Genomic DNA, 26,018 nt, shown 5'->3' with positions numbered 1-26,018 from the left:
TAAGCAGGCTGCCAAGCGTCAGTTGGCACTTGGCAGCCTGTCTGGTTCCTTTTTCCGACATTATAATTTCCCACACAATGAAAACTTGGTTTACCAAAATACTGGGAATAGGTGCAGTTGCCCTAGCCCTTACCGCGTGTGAAAAGGACGAAGATAGAGCGGTAATTAGCTCGAATGGCGGGCCGACGCTTACAGCTTCATCTACAGCCCTTGGCGCACTTTCTGCCGACAATGCGGCTAAAGAAGCCGTAGTTTTCAATTGGACCAACGCCGATTACGGCTACCCTGCTGCTGTATCTTATACCTTGCAGCTTGACGTGAAGGGTAACAATTTTAAATCACCTAGCGAATTCACTACTACTGCTACCAAGCGGGCATTTACGGTAGCAGAATTAAACAGCACGTTGCTGGCTTTAGGAATTGCACCGGGCTCAACTGGCCAGCTAGATGCACGTGTGCTCTCAAACGTGAGCAGCAACACTACGTATGCGCAGCAATCGGGCGTTACTTCCGTAACAGCCATGCCCTACTTATCCATCATTGCGTACCCATCATTGTACGTTCCAGGTAAGTACCAAGACTGGGCTCCTGAAAAAGCACCCAAGATAGCCTCGCCGGCCAACAACGGCACGTACGAAGGCTACGTGAATTTCACTGATTCTACATTCAAGTTTACAAGTGCGCCTAACTGGACTAGCACCAACTACGGTCGTTCGGGTACTATTACGACTGATCCTACTACGAAGGAGGTTTCGGGCAAACTTTCTACAGATGGCGGTGCCGGTGACCTTTCGTTACCCGTTAAAGGCTACTACCTCTTGGTAGTAAATGTTCCTAACCTGACGTGGACGGCTACGCCTACTACTTGGGCAGCCATCGGTTCTGCTACCCCCGGCGGGTGGGACAATCAAACGCCGCTAACCTACAATACTGCCACCGGCACTTGGTCTGCTACGATGAACCTGAGTGCTGGCGGTGAAGTTAAATTCAGAGCCAACAACAAATGGGATATCAACTACGGTGACACCAAGGCAGACGGCGTACTGGATGCTGGCGGCGACAACATCAAAGGTCCCACGGCAGCTGGTAGCTACCTGGTTACGCTTGATTTAAGCCAGGGTGCGGGTAACTACTCGTATTCTATTCGTAAAAACTAACCTCCTGCTCTTATCCCATACAAAAAGGCTCCTGATAGTAATCAGGAGCCTTTTTGTATGAGTAGCCGTTACTGGTGACCATTGCGGGGGACTTGCTGGCCGCAGCATACATGCTGTATGAATGCACAGCTGTTAGGTCATGGAAATCTTTTGCCCTTACCGCAGCTGCACCGACTCCACATCCACGTGCCGATCTGTTGTTACGGCCGGCAGTACCACTTGTAGCACCTCCGCATCGGTCAGGCGCAGGGTAGGCGGCTGGGTGGCAGGCTGAAATGTGAGGGGTAAGAAGCTGGGGTAGGGCCGTGGGCTCAGCAGCAACGGCGCGGGCCGGAAGTCAGTAAGTGGCACACGGATGGCTTGCCGGTCGGTGCCCAGGGTGATAGTAGCGGCGTAGGCGGCAGCGTCTTTAGTTACCAGCACCACTTGCACAGTTGTGCCGGGCTGGCTGGCCTGACCCGTGAGCACTACTTCCCGGCATGCGGCCAAATTGGCGCTGCGGGCGCGGGTTTTCTCCCCAAAGTATGAGCGTAAACAGATAGCGGGCTGGTCTTTCGCAGCCGATGCATCGGGCTTTGCGATGAGGCGCACGGCCAGCGTGCCCGTAGCAGGCGTGGTCACGTAGTCAGCGTAGCTGCCCTCGCCAATGCGGCCCAGCTCCACCTGGTCGTAGTCGGTGGCGGCGGTGAACAGGGGAAGCGGCGCGGCAGCTGGCACAATGGCTGTTTCCCAGTGCTCGGGGTGGGCGTAATCCCACTGGCGTGGAGAGCCCGCAACATTGCCCGGAAACGTAGTGGTTTTGCTACCTTGCTTCACCACTACCCAGTACCGCAGCTGACCGGGATATAGCAGCTCAGCGGGTACTCTCACCTCAAACAAGGGGTAGGCCCCGCGCTGCATAGGAATGGTTTGGGTGCGGCCGTAGTAGTGTTGCGCCACCAGCAATACGCTGTCGGTGGGCGCTAGGCCTACCACGTTGGCGGTGAGGCGCAGCGGCTGCCCAGCCGCTACCTGGGGGTAGGACTTGTGCACCACTTGTAGTCCGGCAACGGTGGGCGCGGGTGCCACAAACTCACCCAGCCGCAGCGTACCTAACCGCGTTTGGGAAGTCCAGACAGTGGTTTTCTGCTGCGAAGCCGCTAGCAGGTATACGCCGGGGCGCACAGCTACTGCTCCGTTGGCGGCCTGCGCCTGGGCAGCATTGCCCTCGTTGAGGCCGCGCACAGTGAACTGTTGCCCCAGATCAGCCAGCGAAATACGTAGCGGCTGCGTGTTCCACTCGATGCGCGTGACGGTGCGTTGCAACGAGGTTTGCGCGAAAGGGTCATCCACCTGCACGGCATCGGGCATCACCTCTAGGCGCCACACGCCGGAAGCCAGCTGGTCGAGGAAGTAGGCGCCAGTACCCCCGTAGCCTACCACTGGCGACGACCCTACCCCGGCCACGTGCCGGAGGGCGGCGGGTTTTCGGGGTTGTGTTCGCGTGGTACTAGTGTAATAAAATGCTTCCGGCGTGTTCATCTCACTGAGCTGCTCGCGGTAGCTGATGCGGAAGGCCCCAAACGTAGAATCGGTGGGGTAGGCCGGCGTAGCCTGTCCGCGTTTCACTTGCCGAAATACCTGCCCAGCAATTAGTAGGCTCAGGGCTTTCGAGGGAGTGTAGGCCAGGTTCAGGTAGTGCGTTTGGTACTCGGTATTGGCGTAGGCAATGGCCAGGGGGTCGTAGGCAAACTGCGTGGCCCACTGAAAACCCGCGGCCCGGAAGCTGCGCGCCATGGCCGGGTACATAATAGGCTGCAAAATATCGGCCGACTCAAACTCGTACACCATCTTCGCTTTCGAGGTGAAGCGCTTATCCTGACGGTAGGGAATCGGGTATTGATCTACGTAGGGTAGGAAGTTGCCGCGCAGCGTGTGGCCGCTCACCAGGCCTTCGGGATACCACTGGTAGGTGAGGCCGTCCACTTTGGCATTCAGGATGGCTTCGTGCACCTGTGGGTTTTCGGCAATGTTATAGAACACGGGCTTGTGGCAGCCAGTGCTGCGAATAGCGGCGGCCATGCGGTCGGCGAAGGCCGTTACCTGCGCGGCGGGCTCGTGGTAGCGCGGCTCGTTGCACACCTCGAAGGCAATGATGTCGGGGTCTTGGCGGTTGAGCTGCTTGGTGTAGGTGTTGCGGTGGTTGAGGAACTGCGTGAGGTAACGCTCCTGCGCCGCGATGGCGCGCGGGTTGGTGTAGGCCTGGCCTTTGTCGTAAATAGACGAGAAGCCCGTCATGGCCGTGTCGGGTTCGGGGTAGCCATTGCCCCAGTAGGCAATGGGCGTCAGGATAATTTTAATACCCCGCTCCTTAAGGCGGGCCACCAGAAAGTCGAGCAGGCGCAGGTGCTCGTTTTCCAGCAGATTACCTACCGTATCGGTGATTTCCACGTCCCACACGTGCACCCGAAATGCATCGACGCCCAGCCGGGCGAGGTGGTATACGTCCTGTTCGATGGCCTGCTCCGGCGACACGTCCAGGCGCCGGTGGGCACGGTAAGAATAGGCAAACGGCGTGGTATAGTTAACGCCGAACAACGCTACCTCCTGCTTACCCTTTTGCCAGCGTAGCACGCCCTGTTTGTCAACATATACGTCGCCTTTGGGAACTGCCTGCTGTTGCGCCCACGCAGCCGGCGCCACCATCAGAGAGCAAGACAAAAAGAAGAACAACGAAAGAAAAAGCTTCTGCATCAGGAAGATAAAATGGGAGAATGTAAGCGTAAGTCGGCACTCGAGTGAGCGAAGCAGTGCCCGCATCAGGCCGCCGACTTTAAAACAGTGGCAAGTTAACGCAAACGTTTGTCTAACCCGGAAAACCAACGCCCCTACTGGCCAGCCATTGCGTTGCAGTTTGTTACTATTTGCTCTTTCCCTACCCTACTCAGCAACGCCGAGCTGATTGCGTTGTTTTCGCTGATGTTGATCACTCCCTTTCGCCTTCTTTCGAAACCTATCTGTTCAGCCAATCAGCGGTTTTTTTCTTGCACTATATCATTGCTTTCCAATAACATCATGGCCTACGGCTTTCAACTACCGAAAACTTTTCCGTGCTTCGCTATTCTGCGCTACGTAGTACAGTATGCATTCTACCCCAGGATGCTGCGCATTTCTTCTTTTACTTTCTTCTACCCTACCCATGATCATCATCGCTGACGGCGGCTCCACCAAAACCAACTGGTGCTTAATCGACAACGCGGGCACGCGCATTTATTTCAATACCGAAGGCTACAATCCCTACTTCATCAGCACCCAGGGAATTATTGAGTCACTCGAAACAAGCCTGCCCGACAACCTGGACCTGCCGGCCATTAGTGAGGTGTATTACTACGGTGCTGGTTGCTCTACCCCAGAGAAGGTGGAAACCGTAGCCGCTGCCATGCGCCATGTGTTCAAGCAGTCGGAAGTATACGTGGGACACGATTTGCTGGCCGCCGCCCGCGCCCTGCTGGGTCTGGAAAAGGGCTTTGCTGCCATCCTGGGCACGGGCACCAACACGGCCCTCTACGACGGTAAGGACGTGACGCTGAACATCGACTCGCTGGGCTATTTCCTGGGCGACGAGGGCTCGGGCTCGTTCATTGGCAAGCGTCTGCTGCGCGACTACATGCGCGGCTACCTCCCCGACGGCCTGCAAGAGGCCTTCCAGAAGCAATACGAGCTGGACAACGAGGAAATCTTCGACCGCCTCTACAATCAGCCCCTACCCAACCGCTTCCTCGCTAGCTTCGCCAAGTTCGCCTACGACCACAACAACGTGAGCTACTGCCGCGAAATCGTGTTGGAAGGTTTCAACACGTTCTTCGACAACCTGGTAGTGCACTACCCCAACTACCAGGACTACAGCTTCAACTGCATCGGCTCGGTGGGCTACAACTTCCGCGACGCCCTCACGCAGGCGGCCAAAAACCACAACATGGAAGTTGGCAAAATCATCCGCTCCCCTATTGACGACTTGGTAACCTACCACACCGTACTCAGCAAGAAATAGGTTGATGAGTTGATGCGCTGGTATAGTAGCCAGTCATACTTCGACTCGGCTCAGTAGTACAGACTTTCAAACAAAAAAGGCGGCTCCACTTGGAGACGCCTTTTTTGTTTGAAAACAATCATCACATCAGCCTAGTGCTGCACCACCAGACGCGTGGTTTGCTGCTGCGTTCCGGCTTGCAAGCGCACGAAGTAGATGCCATTGGCCAGGTTAGCCACGGGCAGCGTCAGCTCGTGGGTTCCGCTGGTCTGGCGGCCCGATACAGGTATGGTGCGTACGGTGGCACCCAGCATGTTCTGTACGGTCACCGATACGGTAGGCGCGGCGCTGGTTAGCTCGTAGTAGAGCGTGGCGGTGCTACCCGTAGGGTTAGGCGAGGCCAGCAATTTAAGGCCGCTCATGGCCTGCGCTCCTTTTACGGGCAGCACTGAGTTGGCGGGCTTGGTGATGGGCTTGTTGGTATACACGAAATACTCGCCGGGTTGCAGCGTGATGGTCGCGTTGGCATCAGCCACGTTCATGGGCGTGCTGGTGAGGTAGTTATACCAGGTACCGGTTTGCTGAAATTTGGGGTTGACGGTGGTTGCCGTCACACCGAAGTTGCCAAGCACCGTCACGCTCAGGTCGCCGTTTGATAGGTGAATGGCCTTGGCCTGCCCGGTTAGCTCCTGCGAGAAGGAGGTAAGCGCGGCGAATAAAGGCTGCTTTTTCAGTGCAATCAGGGCGCGGTAGGTGTCAAAGAGGTGGCGGCGGTCGGCCTGCTGGTAGTAGTCCCAGCGGATGGGCTTGTTGCTGAGGCGGCAGTCGTTGCTGATGGTCGTGCCATCGGCGCACACGTTAATGCTGTAGTCGTAGCCTACCTCTCCAAACTGCCACATCAGGCGCGGACCAGGTATAGTGAAGAAAAAGGCTGCTGCCATCTCGTCGCGCTTCAACCCTGTCGCCAAGTCCTTCACGTTGTAGCTACCACTGCTGTTGCCGAAAGCTGCATTCTTGAATTGCAGACGCTCTTCGTCGTGGCTTTCCATATAGGTAATCAGGTTGGGCTGGTTCCAGTCGCGCTGCCGATAATAGCCCCAGTTGAAATCCCAGCCGTCGCTATAACCCATCGTGGCTTGGTTGTATGCATGGTTTAGATTGCCCCACAGCATCATACCGTAGTCGGCTAGTTCCTTACCTTCTTGGTTGGCGGCAAATGACTCCAGAATAGGATACGACGTATTGTCGACGCTCATTTGGTAGTCGTAGTACTCTTTCCAAATGGCAATGCGCGTAGGGTCATACACAGCGTCATAGGTAGCCTCCGTTTTCTGCACCTGACTGAAACCACCGGCCAAGTCAAAGCGGTAGCCATCAATGTGATATTCCTGTAGCCAGAATTGCATCACACGCTTCGTGAAATACTTGGTGTAGGCGCTTTCGTGGTTGAAATCGTAGCCCACATTGTAAGGATGCTTGGCATCCTGGTTGAACCACGGGCTATTGGCAGCAGGTTTGTCGCCATCGAAATACAGCTGCACCATCGGCGACTGGCCGAACGAGTGGTTCAACACCATGTCCAGCACCACAGCAATGCCGCGGCGGTGGCACTCATCAACCAGCTTCTTAAGGTCGTTTTTGGTGCCGTAGTATTTGTCGGGAGCGAAGTAGAACGAGGGGTTGTAGCCCCAGCTTTCGTTGCCCTCAAACTCGTTGACGGGCATCAGCTCCAACACGTTCACGCCCAGGCGCTGGAGGTAGGCCAGCGAGTCGGTCACGGTTTTGTAGTCGTGGCGGGCTACGAAGTCGCGCACCAGCAGCTCGTATATCACCATGTTGGTGCGGGCTGGGCGCTGGAAGTTGGTCGTGGTCCAGGTGTACTCGGCTGCGCCCGGCGACAGCACCGATACAATGTCGGTGGTCTTACCCGTGGGGTAAGCCTTCAGGTTGGGGTAGGTAACGGCCGGAATGTACTGGTCGTTGTTGGGGTCCAGCACTTTTTCGGTGTAGGGGTCGGCGATGCGCAGGCTGCCATCTACCAAGTACTGGTAGGCATACTCCTGGCCGGGCGTGAGGCCGTCAAGCTGCACCCACCAGCGGCCGTTTTCGGCGTCGTTGGCGTCGGTGCGCTTCATCAGGGTGGCGGCTGTGGGCTGCCAGTTGTTGAATTCGCCAATCACGTATACGCTTTGCTTGCCGGGCGCCGTCAGGCTCAGAATGGCGGAGGTGCCCCCGTTCAGGTAGGTCACGCCGTCCTTCTTCGCGCCGGCGGGTAAGGCAGCCGTGGTGATGGTAGGCTGCACCAGCAGCAGGCGCTGATCCGTAACGGTGGTAGTCCCGTCGTTGGCCGTGAGCACCAGCGTGTTGATACCGGGCTGCGTAACGGCCACTGTGGCCGAAAGGGAGGTAGTGCTGGCCTGCTGCGCCACCTGCGTACCGTTGAGGGTGAGGGTAAGGGTAGCCGCCGCCGAGGCCGTAGCCGTCACGGACACCGAGCCGCCGCTCACCAGTACCGGGTTGTTGTTGCTCGTGGCTGGCGCCGTAATGCTGGCCTGCAAAGCTGTAGTTTGCGATACATCCAAGAAAATGTCGGTGTTGCCAGCGCCTTTGCCCTCGGGCGTGCCATTGGTCCCACGAAACACCATGGCCAGTTGTCGTACGGTTTCGCCGGAGCCTTTCAGGCCGGGGTAGTAGTCCTCGGGCACAAAGGTGATGCTGTAGCGGCGGTTGCCCAGCGCCGTCATCTTTTCGGCCGCAATGGGCGTACTGAAGCCGTTTGGGTTTTTTACGTGCTTCCAGTCGCTGGGCGTGGTGCTCAGGTTGGTGATGACGCCGGTATAGATGTACACGTCGCCGGTGTAGTTAGCCAGACCAGCGTTGCCTTTGGTGGCGTCAAAGGTGATGGTTACCTGATCCGTTGCGCGGAAAAAGGTAGGAGTAGCCGTCACTACCTGCGCCCAGGAGGCAGACGCACTACCTAGCACCATTAGCAGTAAACAGAAGAGTCGAATTGTTTTCATTTAGAACGTTAAGAAAATGGGAATTTGAAAAGCAGTACGATAACGGATTCGTACGAAAACGCTGTTTTTCGGCTCCGTAATCGTTTGCATAGCAAAGGTACGCATTGTCTTTTCCCAGTATCTAATTGCACCCGCGAATTGTGCGTAGTTTTGCTGCCTGCTACTGCTTGCGCCGCTGAATGTCCTGTTTTCACTCTCTTTGCTGCTGGTTTTCACTCTGGAGCTTGCTGCTCCTACCTCAGCAACCTACTCAAGCGCAAGCGCTAGCCCAGTTGCACACGGCACCGCAGCTTTCCGGCTTCTCTTATTCTGCGTCGGCTCCGTCTGTCCCGCTTGCCCTACCCGATTCGGCGCGGCAAGCCCACCTCAACCGCCGCCTACCCCTGCTGGCTGGCGGATTGGTAATTACCTACACTGGCCTCACCTACGGCCTCGGCAAAGCCTGGTACACGGGCGAGCGAAGCAGCTTCCATTGGTTTGACGACTTCCCAGAGTGGAAGCAGATGGACAAGGCCGGCCACTTTTGGGGGGCTTTCCACGAAAGCCGGGGCGCCGTAGACATGCTGCGCTGGGCGGGCCTCGACGACCGTAAAGCCATTTGGTACGGCGGCTTTGTAGGGTTTATGCTGCAAAGTCCCATTGAAATCCTCGACGGTCACGACCCCGAGTATGGCGCGTCGGCGACCGATCTGGCAGCTAATTTTCTGGGCTCGGCGGGGCTGATTGGCCAGCAGCTGGCTTGGAACGAAGTGCGCATCATGCCCAAAGTGTCGTTTCATACCACGCGCTACGCGGCTATGCGGCCTAACGTGCTGGGTCGCTCCTTCGCCGAGCGCCTGCTGAAGGACTACAACGGCCAGACCTACTGGCTGGCCTTCGATGTGGGCGCGTTTATGCCCACCGCCTCGCGCTGGCCCCGCTGGCTACAGCCAGCAGTGGGCTACAGCGCTCAGCAAATGGTATACAATGATGCCGACGCCAACGCTGCCCTGGGCCTGCGCGCCTACCGCCAATACTACCTCACGTTAGACGTAGACCTGCGCCGCATTCCTACCCGTAGCAAGCTATTACGCCGCGTGTTCTACGTAGCCAGCATCTTCCACCTACCCGCGCCGGCCTTGGAGTACAATAGTCGGCGCGGGTTGGTGCTGCATGGCTTGTATTATTAAGTCTGAACCACGGATTCGCTCGGATTTTTCGGATTACGCGGATTTTGTGGACGCTTGTTTTCCGAGGGTAGCGCTCTGGACTGATCTGTAAGAGCGATAGAACTACCTCAGTACAGTAGCCCAGGGTTTCAACCCTGGGCATGCGCGCCAACCGATAGTTGATAACTCACAGCTGACAACTAACAATTCACCCCTGACAACTAATAAGCAACGCTACCACCGTTTGGCCGTTACTTTTGTTGTATTCTGACATTGAACCCACCCCCTCATAATAGATATGCAAGTAGGAGATAGAGTGCGGCTGCTGACTGGCCGCGAAGAAGGCATTGTTACCCGCCTGCTCGATAATGAGCTGGTAGAAGTTGCCATTGATAACGATTTCACGATTCCGGTGCTGCGCCGGGAGGTGGTAGTGGTAGCCGCAGAGGAGCAGAAAGCCTTCGGCAAAACGGCTGCTGCCGTGGCCAATGAGCGCAAAGCCGCTAGCACTGGGGCCGCCCGCGCTGCGCAGGCCGCCGGCGAAAAGCCCGCAGCAGCATCTGCATCAGGTTCGACTAAAAAAGGAAGCGGTCCTACCTCACCTCCTGTTAAGATTGCCAAAGGTCTGTACTTGGCGCTGGTGCACCAGTCGCCGGAGCTGCTGGCCGTGCACGTCATCAACAACACTGATGCCGACGTGCTCTACACCTACGGCGAGGAGCGCCCCGACGGCACCTACCGCGGCCTGGCTTCTGATAAGCTCGATCCCAAAGCTGCTAGCAAGCCGTTGGGCCACTGGCATTTGAAGGATTTCGATAAGTGGCCCGCTGTGCTGGTGCAGCTTCTCCCCCACCAGCTCAACGGCACCACGGCCTACGATCTGCTCAGCAAGCGCACGCAGTTCAAGGCAGCTACCTTCTACAAGAGCCGTCAGCAGGCACCCATCATCCAGAAAGAAGCATACCTCTTTCAGCTCGACGAGAAACCCGCCGCGCCCCTCGCACCGCCTACCCCCGAGAAGCTGGCCGAAACCTTAAAGGCCCAACTCTCCGGCGACGCGCCCGCCAAGCCCGCCACCGTGGCGCCTACCCAGGAGCCCGCCAAAGCCCTAGTGGCCCCGCCCCACGAGCTGGACCTCCACATTGAAGCCCTACGCCCCGAGGGCGCCGAAGGCCTCAGCAACACTGCCATGCTCAAACTTCAGATGGATACATTTGAAGATGCATTGTCGCGGGCTTTGGCTACCAACATGCATGAAATCGTGTTCATTCACGGGGCCGGCAATGGCACGCTACGCAAGGAGATTCACAAGCAACTGAGCCGGAACAAGGACATCAAGTTCTTTGAGGATGCCCGCAAGGAGAAGTTTGGCTACGGCGCTACCCTGGTGCGGCTGAAGTAAGCAGCAACTGCTATCCTGATAAAAACTCGTCTGTCATCCCGAGCTTGCAAAGGACCTTTTGCCGGTTGAACGACCATCGTACCAACGACCCGTTCTCGCGTAATAAGGCCCTTCGCAAGCTCAGGATGACAGGCGAGTTTTTTGCGCTTTGGTACGCGTAGGGTTTTATAGAAAGCCAGGCTCGCTTATTGCGTACTTTGCGCCATGTTTCGCACCCTTTCTCTCGCTTCTCAGCTGGCGCTTGGTTCCTTTGCCGCCCAAGCGCAACAGCCCCTACCCATCCCACGCAACCTGGCGGCCACCTATGCCGCTGGCACCCGCGCCGAAAACGGCCTGCCCGGCCCCAACTACTGGCAAAACACGGCCGATTATACCATTAAGGTTAATTTCAATCCGGCTACCCGCTTGCTGAAAGGCACCGTGGATATTGCCTACCAGAACAATAGCCCCGATTCGCTGCGGCAGTTGGTGTTCAAGCTCTACCCCAACATCTACCAAAAGGGCGCCCCCCGCGACACCCGCTTCGCTGCCGCCGACCTCACCGACGGCGTGCAGATTGAGCAGCTGACCATCAACGGCCAAGCCACCGATGAAAGCGTGCGCCGCATAGATGCTACCAACATGACGGTTTCCGTGCCCAAGGCCATTGGCCCCAAGCAGACAGCCCGAGTAACCGTGGCCTACTCCTACACCCTCAACAAAGGTTCGCACCAACGAACCGGCGAGGTAGAGCCGGGGGCTGACTTTGTGGCCTACTTCTTCCCGCGCATTGCCGTGTACGATGACATCGACGGCTGGAACCGTATTCCTTACACCGGCTCGGCGGAGCTATACAACGACTTCTGCAACTTCAAAGCAGATATCACCGTGCCCAAGGATTTTGTGGTATGGGCTACCGGCACGCTCAGCAACGCTCAGCAGGTGTTGCAAAAGAAGTACGCCCAGCGCCTACAAGACGCGGAGAAAAAGGACGACGTTATCACAATTATCAGCGCCGCGGAGGCCAAGCGCAAGAACATCACAACAAATAACGCGCAGAACACCTGGCACTTTGAGGCGCAGGATGTCGTGGATTTCGTATTTGCTACTTCCGATCACTACGCCTGGCAGGCCAGCAGCTTGGTGGTAGACCCCGCCACCAAGCGCCGTACCCGCGTAGATGCGGCCTACAATCCCAAGCACAAGGATTTTGAAGAAGTGGTGCATTTTGCCCGCCGCACGGTGGAGGCCATGAGCTACACGTTCCCGAAGTGGCCCTTCCCCTACTCCCACGAAACCGTATTCGACGGCCTCGACCAGATGGAGTACCCAATGATGGTGAACGACAACCCCACCAAAACCCGCGAGGACGCCATTACGCTCACCGACCACGAGATTTTCCACACGATGTTCCCGTTCTATATGGGCATCAACGAAACCAAATACGGCTGGATGGACGAGGGCTGGGCCACCATTGGCGAGTGGATTATCTCGCCCCTCATCGATCCTAAGCTAGTAGATGAGTACGGCGTGATGCCTTACGCACGCTTTGCCCACACCGAGCAAGATATGCCCATCGTCACGCTCACCACGCAGCAGACAGGTACGCCGTTTTACCTCAACTCCTACCCCAAACCCGGCCTGGGCTACCTCTACGTGAAGGATATGCTCGGCGATGAGTTGTTTACGAAAGCCCTCCACACCTATATCCGCAACTGGCACGGCAAGCACCCCATGCCCTACGACTTCTTCAACTCGATGAACGCCGGTGCGGGCCAAAATATGAACTGGTTCTGGCAGCGCTGGTTCTTCGACCTGGGCTACCCCGATCTGGCTATCCAAACCGTGACCAAGCAAGCCACTGGCTACCAGGTAACGGTAGCGGCCAAAGGCACCAAACCCGTACCAGTAGACCTCACGGTGACCTTCACGGACGGCACCACCACCAAACTGCACCGTTCCGTGGCCGCGTGGCAGTCTGGCAACACCTCCGTCACGCTGGATATCTCAACCACCAAAACGGCCAAGCGCATGGTGCTAGGCAGCACCTACGTGCCAGATAGCTTCCCGAAGGATAATGTGTGGGAGGGTAGGTAAAACCTGCTGATTTTATTAATATCAATAGGTATAATTATTTTCTTTTAATTTCATTCAATGGATACTTTACGCGTCATAACATTAATTATTAAGCAGCTCGGCGTTCCTCTTACAACAATTATTGCTATAGGTTCAGCAGCAGCTGGGCTTTGGCTTTCTCTTAAACAATACCGTTTAAAAACACTATCTGAAACTAGATTGAATAAAGCTGCTAGTATTGAGGCTGATATTAATTTAATGAAATTATTCAGTGAGCTAATGAATACTGCACATGCGAGAAACACGTATCAAGTTTCTGAGAAAGCAATTGAGATGTTACTTCAACAGGATACTATGCGTGCATTGTTAAGTGCAGGAACGAATATGAGTTTAAATACTTTATTATCTCAAGCAGTTATTTCTATTCCTGTCGGAGCTGCTTCTCAAGATGCAGCTATAGCTGCTATAGCTACTTTAGGCAAAAAGCATGAGGTTTTATTGGACGCAGCTATACAAGGTCTGGAAAGTCTTAGCCATATAAAGGGCGATGTCACTGACAAATATATTTTAGAACTTAAACAACTTCGAAATAATTTATAACAAATTATTTCGAAGTTCATGTGTATTAATATACATTTCAAACAAGAAAGGCCAGCCGATATAGGCTGGCCTTTCTTGTTTGAAAAACATCGCTCTTACAAATGTGCAATCGGGTCGGCGTTGCCGTCGGGGTCATTTTTCACGGTGCCGCTGGTCGTGAAGCTCTTACCCTTCATGAGTAGTACGCCAGCCATGTGCGGGGTAGCCATGGAAGTACCGCTGATGGTGTTGTACCCACCACCCATCCAGGTAGACTGGATGTTTACGCCTGGCATGCAGTAGTCCACCGGTGGGTTGCCGTAGTTGGAGAACGACGCCCAGCTATCGGAGCTGTTCATGGCGGAGATGGTGAAGATGTTGGCCCCATTCACGCGGGCGGGCGAGTGGTTGTTGGCATTGTCAGTTTCGTTGCCGGCGGCCAGAGCAAACAGCACGCCGCCTTGAGAGGCACGTAGCACAGCATCGTCGAGGGCCTGCGATACGCCGCCGCCCAGGCTCATATTGGCCACATCGCCGGCTTTGCCGTTGGCGCCTACGTAGTCAACGCCTGCAATAACGCCGGAGTTGGAGCCGCTACCACGCGAGTCGAGCACGCGCACTGCCACTACCGAGGCGCCTGCGGCTACCCCTACCACGCCGATGCTATTGTTGAGGGCCGCAATAGTGCCCGCTACGTGCGTGCCGTGGCCGTTGCCATCATCGGGCGAAGTATAGCCCTTACCACTGGTCAGGAACGAGCGGCTGCGCGTGGCATCTACGCTCAAGTCGGGGTGGTCCAGGTCGATGCCGGTATCAATTACCCAGGCTGTTTTACCGCTGCCGTCGCCGTAGCCTACCCGCGCAATGCCGTAGGGTATGGTTTGAGAAGGAGAAGTAGTGCCACCGCCAGCCGCTGGCTTGCCCAGCGAAATAATTTTATCCTGCTCTATATAGGCCACGCTGGCATCCATGCGCAATTTCGCAGCTTCAGCAGCCGATAGCTTAGCCGAAAAGCCTTTCAGCACGTGCCCGTAGGCATGGCCCACAGCTTGCTCGCTCAACCCGTGCGCTTTCAGCAGACCATATGCCTTAGCTTTCACTTTTTTCACTTTTCCCTCATAGTTGTCGGCTGAAGTGGTAGCAACGGCGGCGTCCTTCAACACCACAATGTATTGACCGGCTATATCCTCGTCGGCCGATTTAGCGTCGTTTGTTACAGTGGCTACAACTGGTTCCGATGGCATGGCCATTTCGTCGGAGCAGGAAGTGAGGGCAGCCGAGCCAGCCGCTACAGCAGCTATTACAGCCCAGGAGGAGAGGCGCAGGTGATGTACTTTTTTCTGCATGCTACTAAGATTTAGAAAGGAGAGAAAGAGTGTTTGAAAAGAGCTAATTGCCAAGTATTCTATAATCAGAAATCGATTACGGATATAATTGGCTCATCAAACTAGCCTTTTTATTAATTTTTTCATATTAAAATAGTAAAAAATAATTTAGGCTATATATTAGAAAACGGCTTTGTCCAATATGGATTTTTGCAAGCCTATTGCCCTGCTATTTCTCATTGCACTACCTTTGCTTCTGTAATGAGTCGCTCCACCGCGGCGCCCTTGGGCGACGAGGAAAGTCCGGGCAACGCAGAGCACCCTGCTTCCTAACGGGAAGGACGGAGAAGCGTAAAGCAACTTCGGACAGCCAGTGCCACAGAAAATTACCGCCGTTCTTTGGCTGTTAGCTAGTAGTTGCTAGCTGTTAGCTCTCGTTGTAGAAAAGCTAACAGCTAATAGCCATCAGCCAATAGCTCAAAAAAAGGTAAGGGTGAAAAGGTGCGGTAAGAGCGCACCAGCGGCCGGGTGACCGTGTCGGCTGGGTAAACCTCAGGGGTTGAAAGACCAAATAAGCGGATACGCTCCAGCCTTCGGGCTGGGGCACCGGGCGGCTCGTCCGGCGTCCGTGGGTAGGTTGATGGAGCCTTTCCGCGAGGACTGGCCTAGATAAATGGTGGAGGCGCGGCAACGCGTACAAAACCCGGCTTACAGACTCATTACCAGCAACAAAAAGGCCGCTGCAACAGATGTTGCAGCGGCCTTTTTTGCTCTTAAAAAAGGAGAAGGACAGAGGCTAAGCTCCTACTTTTTCTTCGCAGCGCGGGCAGTCTTCACTTCTCCGGCTTGCACGGCGCTGGCTTTGTTGCCAAAGCTGTTGCGCACGTAGGTAAGTACGTCGGCAATTTGCTGGTCGGTGAGGAAGTCGTGGGCGGGCATTACGTTCTGGTAGGATTCGCCGTCAATGTCCTGATCCTCCATGCCATTGAGCAGGATGTTGATGAGGCGGGTTTTATCGCCCAATACGTAGCTCGTCTTGCTAAGAGGCGGGTTCATGTTCTGCACGCCTCCACCGTCGGCCATGTGGCAGGTCAGGCAATTTTGCGTGTATACCTTCTTGCCCGAAGCCAATACTGCCCCCGAAACGGCTGATGCAGCCGGCTTTTGGGTAGGCGTTGCTGGCTTTTTTTGCGCCAGGGTAGGTAGGGAAAGCAGCGCAAAGGCAGCAATTAGGAAAGGGGACTTCATTATTTTTTGTTGTAAACGATATGGTAAATAGTGCCCTTCACGTCGTCGGAGACGTAGAGCGAGCCGTCGGGGCCCTGGGCCAGGCCACAGGGGCGGTGGTCGGCGCGACCAGAGGCCGCTTTCTCGGGCGAGCCGGCAAAGTTGTCGGCAAATACTTCCCAGTTGCCGCTGGGCTTGCCATTTTTGAATGGCTGAAATACGACGAAATAGCCCTTCTGGGGTTCAGGAGCGCGGTTCCAGGAACCGTGGAAGGCAATGAACGCGCCGTTCTTATACTTCTCCGGAAACATGGAGCCGGTGTAGAACAGCAGGCCATTGGGCGCCATGTGGGCGGGGTAGGCCGCCGCCGGGTCGATGTACTTATCGTCCACGGTTTTCTTGCCGTCGCCGCCGTACTCGGGCGCCATCATTTTCTTGTTTAGCTCCTGATTGTAGTAGATGTAAGGCCAGCCCGCGTTATCGCCTTTATCGAGAGCATACATGCACTCCGCCGGGAACTGCGCCGATTCCTTCTCCGTGTATTTGTCGGGAAACAGCGTGTGCAGCTGGTCACGCCCGTGCTGCATCACAAACAGCTTATTGTCTTGCTGATTCCAGTCCAACCCTACCACGTTGCGCAGGCCCGTAGCGTAGCGCATGCCGTCACCGTACTTCTGATTCAGCTTGTTAGCCTTGAACTGCCAGATACCACCGGCCGAGTCCAGCACGGGGCAGTTGGGCATGCCCAGGGAGCCAGGGCGCCGGTCGCGCTCCTGGCAGGAGTTGGAGTAGGCGCCCACGTTCACGTAGATGTTGCCGCTGTTGTCGAGCACCACCGATTTGCTTTCGTGCTGCTTGCGGTTAATCAGGCCTGTTATAATCATCTCTGGCTGGGTAGGATTCGTTACTTCGCCTTTGCTGTCGAGCTTGTAACGGTACACATCCTCATCAGACGAAGCGTAGAGGTAGCCATCCTTGTTGTACATACCCGTACCACCATAGCCACCAAAACCGCCCGCAATGGTGGCTTTGCCAGTGCTGGTGGGGTGTAGTGTCAGGATGCCTTTGCCATCTTTCACCCGGCTCAGCTTCACATATACCACGCCTTGGGGCGTTACGGTGAGGTGGCGGGCACGCCCCCCGGTTTCGGCGGCTACCAGCGCACCGAAGCCAGCTGGCAGCTTCAGGCCGGCGTTATCGGCATCGGGCACTACCCGGGCCGGGGGAGTTAGCGCATACAGCGCAAGGCTACCTGCTACGGCCGTAGCAGGTAGTAAAAAACGAGTCAGGGTGTTTTTCATGGAGGAAAGCGTAGTGATTCTGGCAAATAACGCGGCCGACTGCCGACGGTTGCTTTTGTCGATACGGTAGGACCACCCTAGTACGGATGTGCCTGTAGAAACTACCGGGCAAACTCATTGTTTATTATATGAGTTCCTATGCAAACTAGCATTGCTTTAGCGTTCGTATATACATTTTAGCTCTTGCGCTGGGTAGCCTACCAGCACAGGTATCAGGGCGTCATTCACTTGTTGTGCGGCTGCCCATGGCTTTTTGCTACCTTCGCTCTATTACGCACCTCTCGCTTTCTCTATTTATTTCATGCCCCGTATTCTCATCATCGACGACGAAAAAGCTATTCGGAATACTCTGAAAGAGATTTTGGAATACGAAAGCTACAAAGTCGACCAAGCCGAGGACGGCCCCACTGGCCTCGACATGCTTATTAAAGATAAGTACGACGTCGTGCTCTGCGACATCAAAATGCCCAAGATGGATGGCATTGAGGTGCTGGAGCGCGCCCAAATCGTAGCGCCCGACGCGGCCTTCATCATGATTTCGGCCCACGGCAACATCGACACGGCTGTGGATGCCACCAAAAAAGGCGCCTACGATTTCCTGCAAAAGCCACCAGATCTTAACCGCTTGCTCATCACCGTGCGCAACGCTCTAGACCGCACCAAGCTGGTAGCCGAAACCAAGACGCTGAAGAAGAAGGTTGCCAAGAACTCGCAGATGGTAGGCACCTCGCCGGCCTTAGAGGTGGTGCGCAAAGCCATCGAGAAGGTAGCCCCTACCGATGCTCGCGTGCTCATCACCGGCCCCAACGGCGCCGGCAAGGAGATGGTGGCCCGCCAACTGCACGAGCTGAGCAGCCGTAACAACGGCCCTATGATTGAGGTAAACTGCGCCGCTATTCCATCCGAACTTATTGAAAGTGAGCTATTTGGTCACGAAAAAGGATCATTTACCTCAGCTGTAAAGCAGCGCATCGGCAAGTTTGAGCAAGCCGACGGCGGCACCTTGTTTCTAGACGAAATCGGGGATATGAGTCTCTCGGCGCAGGCCAAGGTGCTGCGGGCCTTGCAGGAAAACAAGATTACCCGGGTAGGCGGCGAGAAGGAAATCTCGGTGAATGTGCGCGTGCTGGCCGCTACCAACAAGAACCTGTTGCAGGAAATTGCCGACCGCAACTTCCGCGAAGACTTGTACCACCGCCTCTCGGTTATCCTCATTCAGGTGCCGCCGCTCAACGACCGGCGCGAGGATATTCCGGCCCTCATCACCAAGTTCCTGGCCGACATTGCCGGCGACTATGGCAATAAGCCCAAGAAGGTAGACCCCGCCGCCATGAAGTACCTACAAAGCCTCGACTGGCGCGGCAATATCCGTGAACTGCGCAACGTGGTAGAGCGCCTCGTGATTATGAGCGACGATACCATTTCCGAAAGCGATGCCAAGGCGTTTGCAGGGAAGTAGGGTTTGGCGGGCAGTTAACTGAATAAAAAGCATCTGTCATCCTTCGCAAGCTCAGGATGACAGATGCTTTTTATTACTAACAGTTGATCTTACGCCATCTGATTACACCCACGTACGTCGGAATTATCCATCCTACCCAGCACTTCAAACGAACCATCGGGGTGCATACGGGCCAGGTCTTTGGTTTCGATGAAGGCGCAACTGTCCACATTGGCGAGGTCGATGACGTTGAGGGCACCGTCGGGGCGGTTGTTGCTGACAGCAAACGGGTCGCTGGGGTCACGCAGGAGTACGCGCAGCTGGGCAGGGGCGTGAAAACGGCCGTCGCCGAAGCTGTAGGCTTGGCTCAGCAGTTCAGTCATGCCGTACTCGGAGTGGATGCCACTGGGGCCGAAAGCTTGTTGCAGTTCCTGGTGCAGCTCTTCCCGAATCATCTCGCGGCGCCTACCCTTCATGCCGCCGGTTTCCAGTACGGTAAGGTCTTGTAGCTCGGGCGCGGGACCGTACTCGGCCGCTAAATCCAGCAGGGCGTAGCTCACGCCGAAAAGCATGATGCGGCGGTTCGGGTCACGTTTCGCCTCGGCCAGGGTAGCAAGCAAAGCAGCGTGGTCGCGCAGGAAAAACGCCTCGTGCATCTGCCCCGAGCGGCGGGCAAAATCGTCAATCATGGCAACGAGCGACGAGTTGCCCTGCTCCAGGTAGGACGGCAGCAAGGCCAAAAACGTCCAGCTAGTAAGCGGACCGTAGTATTGCTCGAAGATGCGGGCGGCGTTGTCGCGGTAGAGTTGCGGGTCGCGGAGTTGGTGGCGGCTACGCTGTTGCAGGGTGGTGCCGCTGCTCAAGAATAGCTCCTGCCCTTCCCAGGCGTGCGGCTCGGTGCGCACGTCGTGGGTTTTGAAGAATTCGATGGGTAGGAAGGGAATATCGGTGAGCTGCTGCACGGCCTGCGGGTCGCGGCCGAGCTGGGCCAAGTAGGTGGCGTAGGGCGGGCAGTGTACGGCCTGATAACGAAAGAGTGCAAGAGCGGTTTCTTCTGCCTGCTCTACCGTTAATTGAGGTAGGGCACGTAGGTAGGTTTGCCGGAAACTCATTGGGATAAGTTGGGGTTAGAAGCGTACAACAAACAAACGCCCGCTTCGTTGGGAAATTTGTACCTTGTTGTCCTCTGAAACGTCTTTTCGGATCTTCTTAGCCGCCTCTTATGCTCACTATCCGTACGCTTGTGCTAGGTGCTTCCTTTTTGCTGGCCGGGGCTGGCGTGTCGTCGTGCCTTACCGCGCCCGACTACCCGGATACGCCCAGTATTGAGTTTGAAAAAATCACGTCGCAGCGAGTTACAAATAGTAGCGGTACGTATGACAGCGTTAGGATTACTATTTCGTATAGAGACGGTGACGGTGATTTAGGGTTGAACAACGACGGGGCCGACGCGCTGCCGCCTTATGCCTATCTAAATCCGGATAGGACGCTCAACAAATACACCAACAATTACTTTTTGCAGCCTCAGCTAAAAGATAAGGATGGTAATTTCCAGAATATCAATCTGGAAGGATACAGCAGCCGCTATCCGCGCATTACCGCAGACGACCGGAAGGAGCCAATACGCGGGACCCTCAACTTTGACCAGAAGCTGACGGTTGGCTTACCCTTTTATTCTGGCCAAACAATTCGGTTTCGGGTAAGTATTGCTGACCGCGCTCTAAACGAGAGCAACGAAGTATTCACCGACCCGATTACAATTCAGTAGCTCAAAAACTTAGATAATAAATAAAGCCGTCATGCTGCGACTTCGTGCAGCATGACGGCTTTATTTATTATCACTTCTAATAGATAGCCGGAAACTGCTTCGGGTTGGCTTCGTGCAGCAATTCGTATACCGTATCGAACACGTCCTCGGCGTTGGGCTTGCTGAAGTAGTCGCCGTCGGAGCCGTAGGGCGGACGGTGGGCCTGGGCCGAGAGGCAGCGCGGCTGGGCATCGAGGTAGCGGTAGGCCTGCTGCTGATCTAGCACTTGCTGCATCATATAAGAGGTAGCGCCGCCGGGCACATCCTCGTCAGCAAACACCACACGACTGGTTTTGCGCACGCTGTCGGCAATGCTATGCTGGGTGTCGAAGGGTAGCAGCGTCTGTACGTCAATCACCTCCACTGAAATTCCTACCTCAGCCAACTGCTGCGCCGCGTCTAGTACGATGCGGCACATAGAGCCATAGGTTACTACCGTCACGTCGGAGCCTTCGCGCAGCACCTCGGGCACGCCCAGGGGTAGGGTAAACTCGCCTACGTTGGTTGGAATCTGCTCTTTGAGGCGGTAGCCATTCAGGCACTCAATCACCAGGGCCGGCTCGTCGGAGCGAAGCAGGGTGTTGTAGAAGCCTGCGGCCTGTGTCATGTTGCGCGGCACCAGCAGCTTCATCCCCCGAATAGCGCCCAAAATCATCTGTATGGGCGAGCCGGAGTGCCAGATGCCCTCCAGGCGGTGCCCGCGCGTGCGCACAATTAGGGGCGCTTTCTGGCCGCCTTTGGTGCGGTATTGCAGGCTGGCAAGGTCGTCGGAGAGAATTTGGATGGCGTAGAGCAGGTAGTCGAGGTACTGTACCTCGGCAATGGGCCGCAGCCCGCGCAGAGCTGCACCAATGCCCTGGCCCACAATCGTGCACTCGCGGATGCCCGTATCCGTCACCCGCAACTCACCAAACTTGGCTTGCAAACCCGCAAAGGCCTGGTTTACGTCGCCAATACGGCCCACGTCCTCGCCAATGGCGAAGATGGTAGGGTCGCGGCGGAAGTTGGCCTCGAAGCACGCTTGCAGCACCTCGCGGCCGTCTACGGGTGGGGCGTTGCGGGCAAACTCGGCGGGCACTTCTTCAATATTGGGCGTGGCCTGCTCACTCTGGCTGTTCAGGTAGGAGTTGTAGCGGTCGGCGTTGTCGGCTTCGGCTTGCTCCAGCCAGTTCAGCAGGTCGCGGCGGGCGGCGCTACGCTGGCCGCGCACTTGGCGCAGCACCCGGCGCACCGTACGTACCATATCGGCCCGGATGGGCGCCGGGTTGAATTGCAGCCCCGACACCATTTCGCGCAGCTCATTCTCGGTGTTGGTTTCGAGCAGCAGCGCGTCCAATAGCTTCACGGCCTCGTCGCGCTCTTGCTTGATGGGGTTGAAGAAGGCGTTCCAGGAAGCGGTGCGCGCCTGCTTCACAGTTTCTCTAGCTTCGTTTTCCAGCTGGTCCAGTTGGGCTTCGGAGGCGTGGCCTTCTACCAGCAGCCACTCGCGCATTTTGCGCAGGCAGTCGTGCTCCTCTTCCCAGCCTAGGCGCTCCTGGCTCTTATACCGCTCGTGCGAGCCGCTGGTACTATGGCCCTGGGGCTGCGTCACCTCCGTGACGTGGATGAGCACGGGCACGTGCTGCGTGCGGCATACCTCGGCGGCGCGCTGGTAGGTATCAATGAGGGCGGGGTAGTCCCAGCCTTTCACCACAAAAATCTCGAAGCCGTCTTGGCCTTCACCATCGCGCTGAAAACCAGCTAGAATAGCCGAGATGCTTTGTTTGGTGGTTTGGTATTCAGCGGGCACCGAAATACCATAGTGGTCGTCCCACACCGATACCAGCATCGGAATCTGCAATACACCGGCCGCGTTGATGGCCTCAAAAAACACGCCCTCCGAGGTGCTGGCGTTGCCGATGGTGCCAAAGGCTACCTCGTTTCCTTGGGTTGAAAACTGCGTGAATTGGTGCAGCTCGGGGTTGTTGCGAAACAGCTTGGAAGCGTAGGCCAGCCCTACCAGGCGCGGCATCTGGCCGGCCGTGGGCGAAATATCGGCCGAGGAATTCTTGCTGGTCGCCAGGTTCTGGAACTGCCCGTCCTCATCGAGCAGACGAGTGCCAAAGTGCCCGCCCATGCTCCGGCCCGCCGAAGCTGGGTCGGCCTCGGCGTCGGGGTTGGCGTAGAGCTGGGCGAAATACTGCTGCAACGTCAACTCGCCAATGGCCAGCATAAAGGTTTGGTCGCGGTAGTAGCCGGCGCGCCAGTCGCCGGGCCGGAAAGCGCGGGCCATGGCCAGCTGCGGCAACTCCTTCCCATCTCCGAAAATGCCAAACTTGGCCTTTCCCATGAATACTTCCTTGCGCCCGGCCAATGAGGCGTGCCGACTTTCCCACCCCAGGCGGTAATCGTGCAGCAAGTCTTCCCGGCGCAAAGCAGTAGCGGTGAGCAGGTCGGCAGTTTCAGGAGTAGTAGACATAAACAAACAGAGAAAAGAGAGACGGGTAGGAATCAGAAGGAAGAACGTATGCGACGCAAAAGTACGGAAAATGCCGGGGCAGGAGCGCGTTGCAATTGGTAGCCTGCGCTCGTGCGGGGGTAGGCCAGGCAATGCGTATCTTTGCCGGAACTGATAGCCTGCCGTTTAAGTTACGACCTCTGAGAGAATTTCGGGCTGCTGACTTCTTCCTGTTTCCTAACCTCTTTGCTACGCACGTATGACGATTTCCTTACGCTTAGCTGCCAGCCTGCTGCTGTGCCTTGTGGGCTTCACGGGTGCCCGTGCCCAGGGCGTGATAACATTTCAGGAAGAATTGCACGATTTCGGTAAAGTGCCCGAGGGCACAGTAGCCACTCACGAGTTCAAGTTCAAAAATACTGGCAATCAGCCCCTGGTACTTGGCAACGTGCAGGCCAGCTGCGGCTGCACCACCCCGGAGTGGACGCGCACGCCCATCCTACCCGGCAAAATGGGCGTGGTGAAAGCTATGTACAGCAGCGCCGGTCGGCCGGGCGTGTTCAACAAAACCATCACCGTTACGACCAATACCACCGCGCCTAGCACGGTGCTTACCATTAAGGGCACCGTGCTGAACAAGGAGGAAATTCGGAAGTCGCTTACGCCGGCCGAGCTGGCGGCCGCGCCGCGGGCCGTAGTGACCCAGCCAGTACACAACTTCGGCCGCATGGAGGCCGGGCAGCAGCCAGTGGCACGCTTAGAGGTGCAGAACACGGGCAAGCAGGACCTAGTGTTCAACGGCATCACATCGGGCTGCTATTGCATTGGGTTCAAAACGCCGCCCGCGCCCATTAAACCAGGACAGAAGGGCACCCTGGAAATCATCTACACCCAGCGCAAGCTTGGCGCGATGGTTGACGAGGCCACCCTCACCAGCAACGACCCCCACGGCGACCTGAAACTGACGCTGAAAGCCGAGGTAGTCAAAAGCCTAAACGCCGCCAGCCTAGTGAAAGAAAGCGACGTGAGCGTTCCGTTTAAGTAGTGAGATGGTGAACTAGTGAATTTGATGTTCTGGTGACGCTACTTGCGCAAACTATGCCGGTGGCGCAGCTAGAACGCTAAACTCATCCGTTCACCACCTCACCCCTACCTATATTTGCATTTCCTTTTTCAACTTCTCTACTTTTTCCTTCTCAGCCATGTTAATCGGCGTTCCGAAAGAGATTAAAAACAATGAAAACCGCGTAGGTCTGACGCCCGCCGGCGTTGCCGAGCTGCGCAAGCACGGCCATACGGTGTACGTGCAAGCCACGGCCGGTTTGGGTAGCGGCTTTCAGGATGCCGAGTACCAGCAGGCAGGCGCCGAAATGCTGCCGACCATTGAGGACGTGTACGCCACAGCCGACATGATTATCAAAGTAAAGGAGCCCATTCAGCAGGAATATTCGCTGATTAAGGAAGGCCAGCTGCTGTTCACGTATTTCCACTTTGCCAGCAGCGAGGAGCTGACCCACGCTATGCTGGAGCGCAAGGCCGTGTGCCTGGCCTACGAAACCGTAGAGCTGCCCTCGCGCGCCCTACCCCTACTCATTCCAATGAGCGAGGTAGCTGGCCGCATGGCTCCGCAGGAAGGCGCCAAGTATCTGGAGAAGCCCCTGAAAGGCCGCGGCATCTTGCTGGGTGGCGTACCCGGCGTGAAGCCCGCGCACGTGCTCGTGCTAGGTGGTGGTATTGTGGGCACGCAGGCTGCGAAGATTGCCGCCGGCCTGGGCGCCCAAGTGACACTCATGGACATTAGCCTGAACCGTTTGCGTGAGCTGGACGACATCATGCCCAAAAACGTATCGACGGTGTACAGCAACGAGTACAACATCCGCGAGGCCATCAAAACCGCCGACCTCATTGTGGGCGCTGTGCTGATTCCGGGTGCCAAAGCGCCCCACCTCATTACCCGCGACATGCTGAAGGACATGAAGCCCGGCACTGTGCTCGTAGACGTGGCCGTGGACCAGGGTGGCTGCATCGAAACCTGCCGCCCCACCACGCACGAAGACCCTACCTTCATCATTGATGATGTGGTGCACTACTGCGTAGCCAACATGCCTGGTGCGGTGCCCTACACCTCTACCCTAGCCCTCACCAACGCCACCCTACCCTATGCCGTGAAACTGGCCAACCAGGGCTGGCGCGTGGCTTGCCTGCTCAACGAAGACCTGCAAAAAGGTCTGAACGTGGTGAACGGTGAGGTGGTATACAAAGGCGTAGCCGAAGCCTGGGGCCTCCCCCTGGCCAGCGTTGAATCGGTATTGAAGCCCATGCCGGCGCCGGTTGCGTAAGCTGCTTTTTAACTGAAAGGACGTCATCCAACTAGAACGTCATTTCGAACGCAGTGAGAAATCTCGCGTGCTCCCGGTAATTCCCTGACGATTGGGGTTACCTACGAGCGAGATTTCTCACTGCGTTCGAAATGACGTTCTATTTTAGGTCTATATAGTACCGCATGAAAGGAGTTATTTACCAAGGCGAGCCGGTATCGGACGCCGCTACGTTTGCCCGCCTACCCTTGGCGTTGCAGAATTACCTGTTACAGTGCAACGGCCTGCTGGCCTACCAAGGTGGCCTGCACCTGCGCGGCTGCTGCCTGGCCCCTGAGTGGCACTCGCTACGCCACGCCTGGGAGGGCGAGGTGGCACTGGCCGCCCGCTACCAAAAAGTACGCCCCACCGACATTCCGTTTGCCGAGGATTACGCCGGCAACCAATTCCTGCTGCGCGGTGAGGAAGTGATATTCCTGGATGCTGAAACCGGCGAAATTGCCTATCTCCAGGTCGATTTTGAGAAGTTTATTGCGGGGGTAGAGAAGTTCCCGCAGCAGGCGTTGGGGCTGGAGGTGCTGATTTCCTACCTCAAAGGCGGCGGCCACCTGCGCCCCGGCGAGCTGCTGAGCATTCAGCCGCCGCAGTGCGTGGAGGCGCCCAACCAGCAACGCACGTTGCGCCCTCAGCCCACAGCCGAGCGCCTGGCTTTTCTGGCTGATTTTTACCGCCAGATTCGCAACCTGCCCGACGGGCAGGCCCTGCGCATTTCGCCATCAGCCGACCACTAGCCGC

At 56.4% G+C, this 26,018-nt stretch carries 18 protein-coding genes and 1 other RNA gene; 12 read left to right on the top strand and 7 right to left on the bottom strand.

Translation table 11 applies throughout. The features are described from left to right. The first annotated feature begins 77 nt into the window (after positions 1-77). Positions 78-1,157, top strand: a complete 1,080-nt coding sequence (locus J4D97_RS00560; protein WP_208305929.1) for a SusE domain-containing protein — start codon at positions 78-80, stop codon at positions 1,155-1,157. Between the two features lie 156 nt (positions 1,158-1,313). Here J4D97_RS00560 and J4D97_RS00555 read toward each other — a convergent pair whose 3' ends face one another. Beyond that, positions 1,314-3,890, bottom strand: a complete 2,577-nt coding sequence (locus J4D97_RS00555) for a cellulase family glycosylhydrolase (protein ID WP_208305928.1) — start codon at positions 3,888-3,890, stop codon at positions 1,314-1,316. Positions 3,891-4,335: 445 nt separating this feature from the next. On the opposite strand from J4D97_RS00555, the gene J4D97_RS00550 reads away from it, so the two are divergent. Then, positions 4,336-5,187 carry an N-acetylglucosamine kinase gene (locus J4D97_RS00550; protein ID WP_208305927.1) on the top strand — a complete coding sequence of 284 codons (852 nt, stop codon included), beginning with the start codon at positions 4,336-4,338 and terminating at the stop codon, positions 5,185-5,187. A gap of 131 nt (positions 5,188-5,318) precedes the next feature. On the opposite strand, the gene J4D97_RS00545 is transcribed toward J4D97_RS00550, so the two are convergent. Beyond that, positions 5,319-8,186 carry an alpha-amylase family glycosyl hydrolase gene (locus tag J4D97_RS00545; RefSeq protein WP_208305926.1) on the bottom strand — a complete coding sequence of 956 codons (2,868 nt, stop codon included), beginning with the start codon at positions 8,184-8,186 and terminating at the stop codon, positions 5,319-5,321. 224 nt (positions 8,187-8,410) lie between these two features. Here J4D97_RS00545 and J4D97_RS00540 point away from each other — a divergent pair, with 224 nt between their 5' ends. From J4D97_RS00540 to J4D97_RS00525, 4 genes are all read left to right on the top strand, one after another. Further along, positions 8,411-9,355 carry a DUF2279 domain-containing protein gene (locus J4D97_RS00540; RefSeq protein ID WP_243900077.1) on the top strand — a complete coding sequence of 315 codons (945 nt, stop codon included), beginning with the start codon at positions 8,411-8,413 and terminating at the stop codon, positions 9,353-9,355. Between the two features lie 277 nt (positions 9,356-9,632). Continuing rightward, positions 9,633-10,736 (top strand): Smr/MutS family protein, encoded by a 1,104-nt coding sequence (locus J4D97_RS00535; RefSeq protein WP_208305925.1) that lies wholly within the window; start codon positions 9,633-9,635, stop codon positions 10,734-10,736. 204 nt (positions 10,737-10,940) lie between these two features. Next, positions 10,941-12,812: a M1 family metallopeptidase gene (locus J4D97_RS00530; protein ID WP_208305924.1), complete on the top strand. Its 1,872-nt coding sequence runs from the start codon at positions 10,941-10,943 to the stop codon at positions 12,810-12,812. A gap of 57 nt (positions 12,813-12,869) precedes the next feature. Then, on the top strand, positions 12,870-13,391 hold the full coding sequence (locus tag J4D97_RS00525) for a hypothetical protein (RefSeq protein ID WP_208305923.1): 522 nt from the start codon (positions 12,870-12,872) through the stop codon (positions 13,389-13,391). Between the two features lie 95 nt (positions 13,392-13,486). Here the strand turns inward: J4D97_RS00525 and J4D97_RS00520 are convergent, their stop codons facing one another. Beyond that, a complete protein-coding gene (locus J4D97_RS00520; RefSeq protein ID WP_243900076.1) occupies positions 13,487-14,716 on the bottom strand; it encodes a S8 family serine peptidase in 1,230 nt (409 codons plus the stop codon). Between the two features lie 237 nt (positions 14,717-14,953). Here J4D97_RS00520 and rnpB point away from each other — a divergent pair. Then, an RNA gene (rnpB, locus tag J4D97_RS00515) (RNase P RNA component class A) lies at positions 14,954-15,422 on the top strand. Between the two features lie 77 nt (positions 15,423-15,499). On the opposite strand, the gene J4D97_RS00510 is transcribed toward rnpB, so the two are convergent. Both J4D97_RS00510 and J4D97_RS00505 read right to left on the bottom strand, forming a co-directional pair. Next, on the bottom strand, positions 15,500-15,943 hold the full coding sequence (locus J4D97_RS00510; RefSeq protein WP_185283081.1) for a c-type cytochrome: 444 nt from the start codon (positions 15,941-15,943) through the stop codon (positions 15,500-15,502). After that, positions 15,943-17,223, bottom strand: coding sequence for a PQQ-dependent sugar dehydrogenase (locus tag J4D97_RS00505; protein WP_208305922.1), 1,281 nt, complete (start codon positions 17,221-17,223; stop codon positions 15,943-15,945). The genes J4D97_RS00510 and J4D97_RS00505 overlap by 1 nt, the downstream gene beginning before the upstream one ends. A gap of 301 nt (positions 17,224-17,524) precedes the next feature. Between J4D97_RS00505 and J4D97_RS00500 the strand changes: the two genes are divergently transcribed. Next, positions 17,525-18,682, top strand: coding sequence for a sigma-54-dependent transcriptional regulator (locus tag J4D97_RS00500; RefSeq protein ID WP_185283079.1), 1,158 nt, complete (start codon positions 17,525-17,527; stop codon positions 18,680-18,682). Positions 18,683-18,771: 89 nt separating this feature from the next. Here J4D97_RS00500 and J4D97_RS00495 read toward each other — a convergent pair whose 3' ends face one another. Beyond that, positions 18,772-19,773 (bottom strand): acyl transferase, encoded by a 1,002-nt coding sequence (locus tag J4D97_RS00495; protein ID WP_208305921.1) that lies wholly within the window; start codon positions 19,771-19,773, stop codon positions 18,772-18,774. 110 nt (positions 19,774-19,883) lie between these two features. Between J4D97_RS00495 and J4D97_RS00490 the strand changes: the two genes are divergently transcribed. Beyond that, positions 19,884-20,429, top strand: a complete 546-nt coding sequence (locus tag J4D97_RS00490; RefSeq protein ID WP_208305920.1) for a hypothetical protein — start codon at positions 19,884-19,886, stop codon at positions 20,427-20,429. 76 nt (positions 20,430-20,505) lie between these two features. On the opposite strand, the gene J4D97_RS00485 is transcribed toward J4D97_RS00490, so the two are convergent. Then, positions 20,506-22,926, bottom strand: coding sequence for an alpha-ketoacid dehydrogenase subunit alpha/beta (locus tag J4D97_RS00485; protein WP_208305919.1), 2,421 nt, complete (start codon positions 22,924-22,926; stop codon positions 20,506-20,508). A gap of 238 nt (positions 22,927-23,164) precedes the next feature. On the opposite strand from J4D97_RS00485, the gene J4D97_RS00480 reads away from it, so the two are divergent. The 3 genes from J4D97_RS00480 (at position 23,165) to J4D97_RS00470 (ending at position 26,014) form a co-directional block, all read left to right on the top strand. Further along, entirely contained in the window at positions 23,165-23,950 is a 786-nt protein-coding gene (locus J4D97_RS00480; RefSeq protein ID WP_208305918.1) for a DUF1573 domain-containing protein, read from the top strand. A gap of 157 nt (positions 23,951-24,107) precedes the next feature. Then, positions 24,108-25,244: an alanine dehydrogenase gene (gene ald / locus J4D97_RS00475; RefSeq protein ID WP_185283074.1), complete on the top strand. Its 1,137-nt coding sequence runs from the start codon at positions 24,108-24,110 to the stop codon at positions 25,242-25,244. A gap of 164 nt (positions 25,245-25,408) precedes the next feature. Beyond that, the gene (locus J4D97_RS00470) at positions 25,409-26,014 is read left to right on the top strand and encodes an SMI1/KNR4 family protein (protein WP_208305917.1); all 606 of its coding nucleotides are present in this window, start codon (positions 25,409-25,411) and stop codon (positions 26,012-26,014) included. The last annotated feature ends 4 nt before the right edge of the window (positions 26,015-26,018 follow it).

The organism is Hymenobacter defluvii (genome assembly GCF_017589435.1).
GTDB lineage: Bacteria > Bacteroidota > Bacteroidia > Cytophagales > Hymenobacteraceae > Hymenobacter > Hymenobacter profundi.
This window is presented reverse-complemented; position numbering and strand designations above follow the sequence as displayed.

Coding starts and splice junctions, on each gene's coding strand:
- J4D97_RS00560 (WP_208305929.1), top strand. CDS start 78: ATGAAAACTTGGTTTACCAAAATACTGGGAATAGGTGCAGTTGCCCTA.
- J4D97_RS00555 (WP_208305928.1), bottom strand. CDS start 3,890: ATGCAGAAGCTTTTTCTTTCGTTGTTCTTCTTTTTGTCTTGCTCTCTG.
- J4D97_RS00550 (WP_208305927.1), top strand. CDS start 4,336: ATGATCATCATCGCTGACGGCGGCTCCACCAAAACCAACTGGTGCTTA.
- J4D97_RS00545 (WP_208305926.1), bottom strand. CDS start 8,186: ATGAAAACAATTCGACTCTTCTGTTTACTGCTAATGGTGCTAGGTAGT.
- J4D97_RS00535 (WP_208305925.1), top strand. CDS start 9,633: ATGCAAGTAGGAGATAGAGTGCGGCTGCTGACTGGCCGCGAAGAAGGC.
- J4D97_RS00530 (WP_208305924.1), top strand. CDS start 10,941: ATGTTTCGCACCCTTTCTCTCGCTTCTCAGCTGGCGCTTGGTTCCTTT.
- J4D97_RS00525 (WP_208305923.1), top strand. CDS start 12,870: ATGGATACTTTACGCGTCATAACATTAATTATTAAGCAGCTCGGCGTT.
- J4D97_RS00520 (WP_243900076.1), bottom strand. CDS start 14,716: ATGCAGAAAAAAGTACATCACCTGCGCCTCTCCTCCTGGGCTGTAATA.
- J4D97_RS00510 (WP_185283081.1), bottom strand. CDS start 15,943: ATGAAGTCCCCTTTCCTAATTGCTGCCTTTGCGCTGCTTTCCCTACCT.
- J4D97_RS00505 (WP_208305922.1), bottom strand. CDS start 17,223: ATGAAAAACACCCTGACTCGTTTTTTACTACCTGCTACGGCCGTAGCA.
- J4D97_RS00500 (WP_185283079.1), top strand. CDS start 17,525: ATGCCCCGTATTCTCATCATCGACGACGAAAAAGCTATTCGGAATACT.
- J4D97_RS00495 (WP_208305921.1), bottom strand. CDS start 19,773: ATGAGTTTCCGGCAAACCTACCTACGTGCCCTACCTCAATTAACGGTA.
- J4D97_RS00490 (WP_208305920.1), top strand. CDS start 19,884: ATGCTCACTATCCGTACGCTTGTGCTAGGTGCTTCCTTTTTGCTGGCC.
- J4D97_RS00485 (WP_208305919.1), bottom strand. CDS start 22,926: ATGTCTACTACTCCTGAAACTGCCGACCTGCTCACCGCTACTGCTTTG.
- J4D97_RS00480 (WP_208305918.1), top strand. CDS start 23,165: ATGACGATTTCCTTACGCTTAGCTGCCAGCCTGCTGCTGTGCCTTGTG.
- ald (WP_185283074.1), top strand. CDS start 24,108: ATGTTAATCGGCGTTCCGAAAGAGATTAAAAACAATGAAAACCGCGTA.
- J4D97_RS00470 (WP_208305917.1), top strand. CDS start 25,409: ATGAAAGGAGTTATTTACCAAGGCGAGCCGGTATCGGACGCCGCTACG.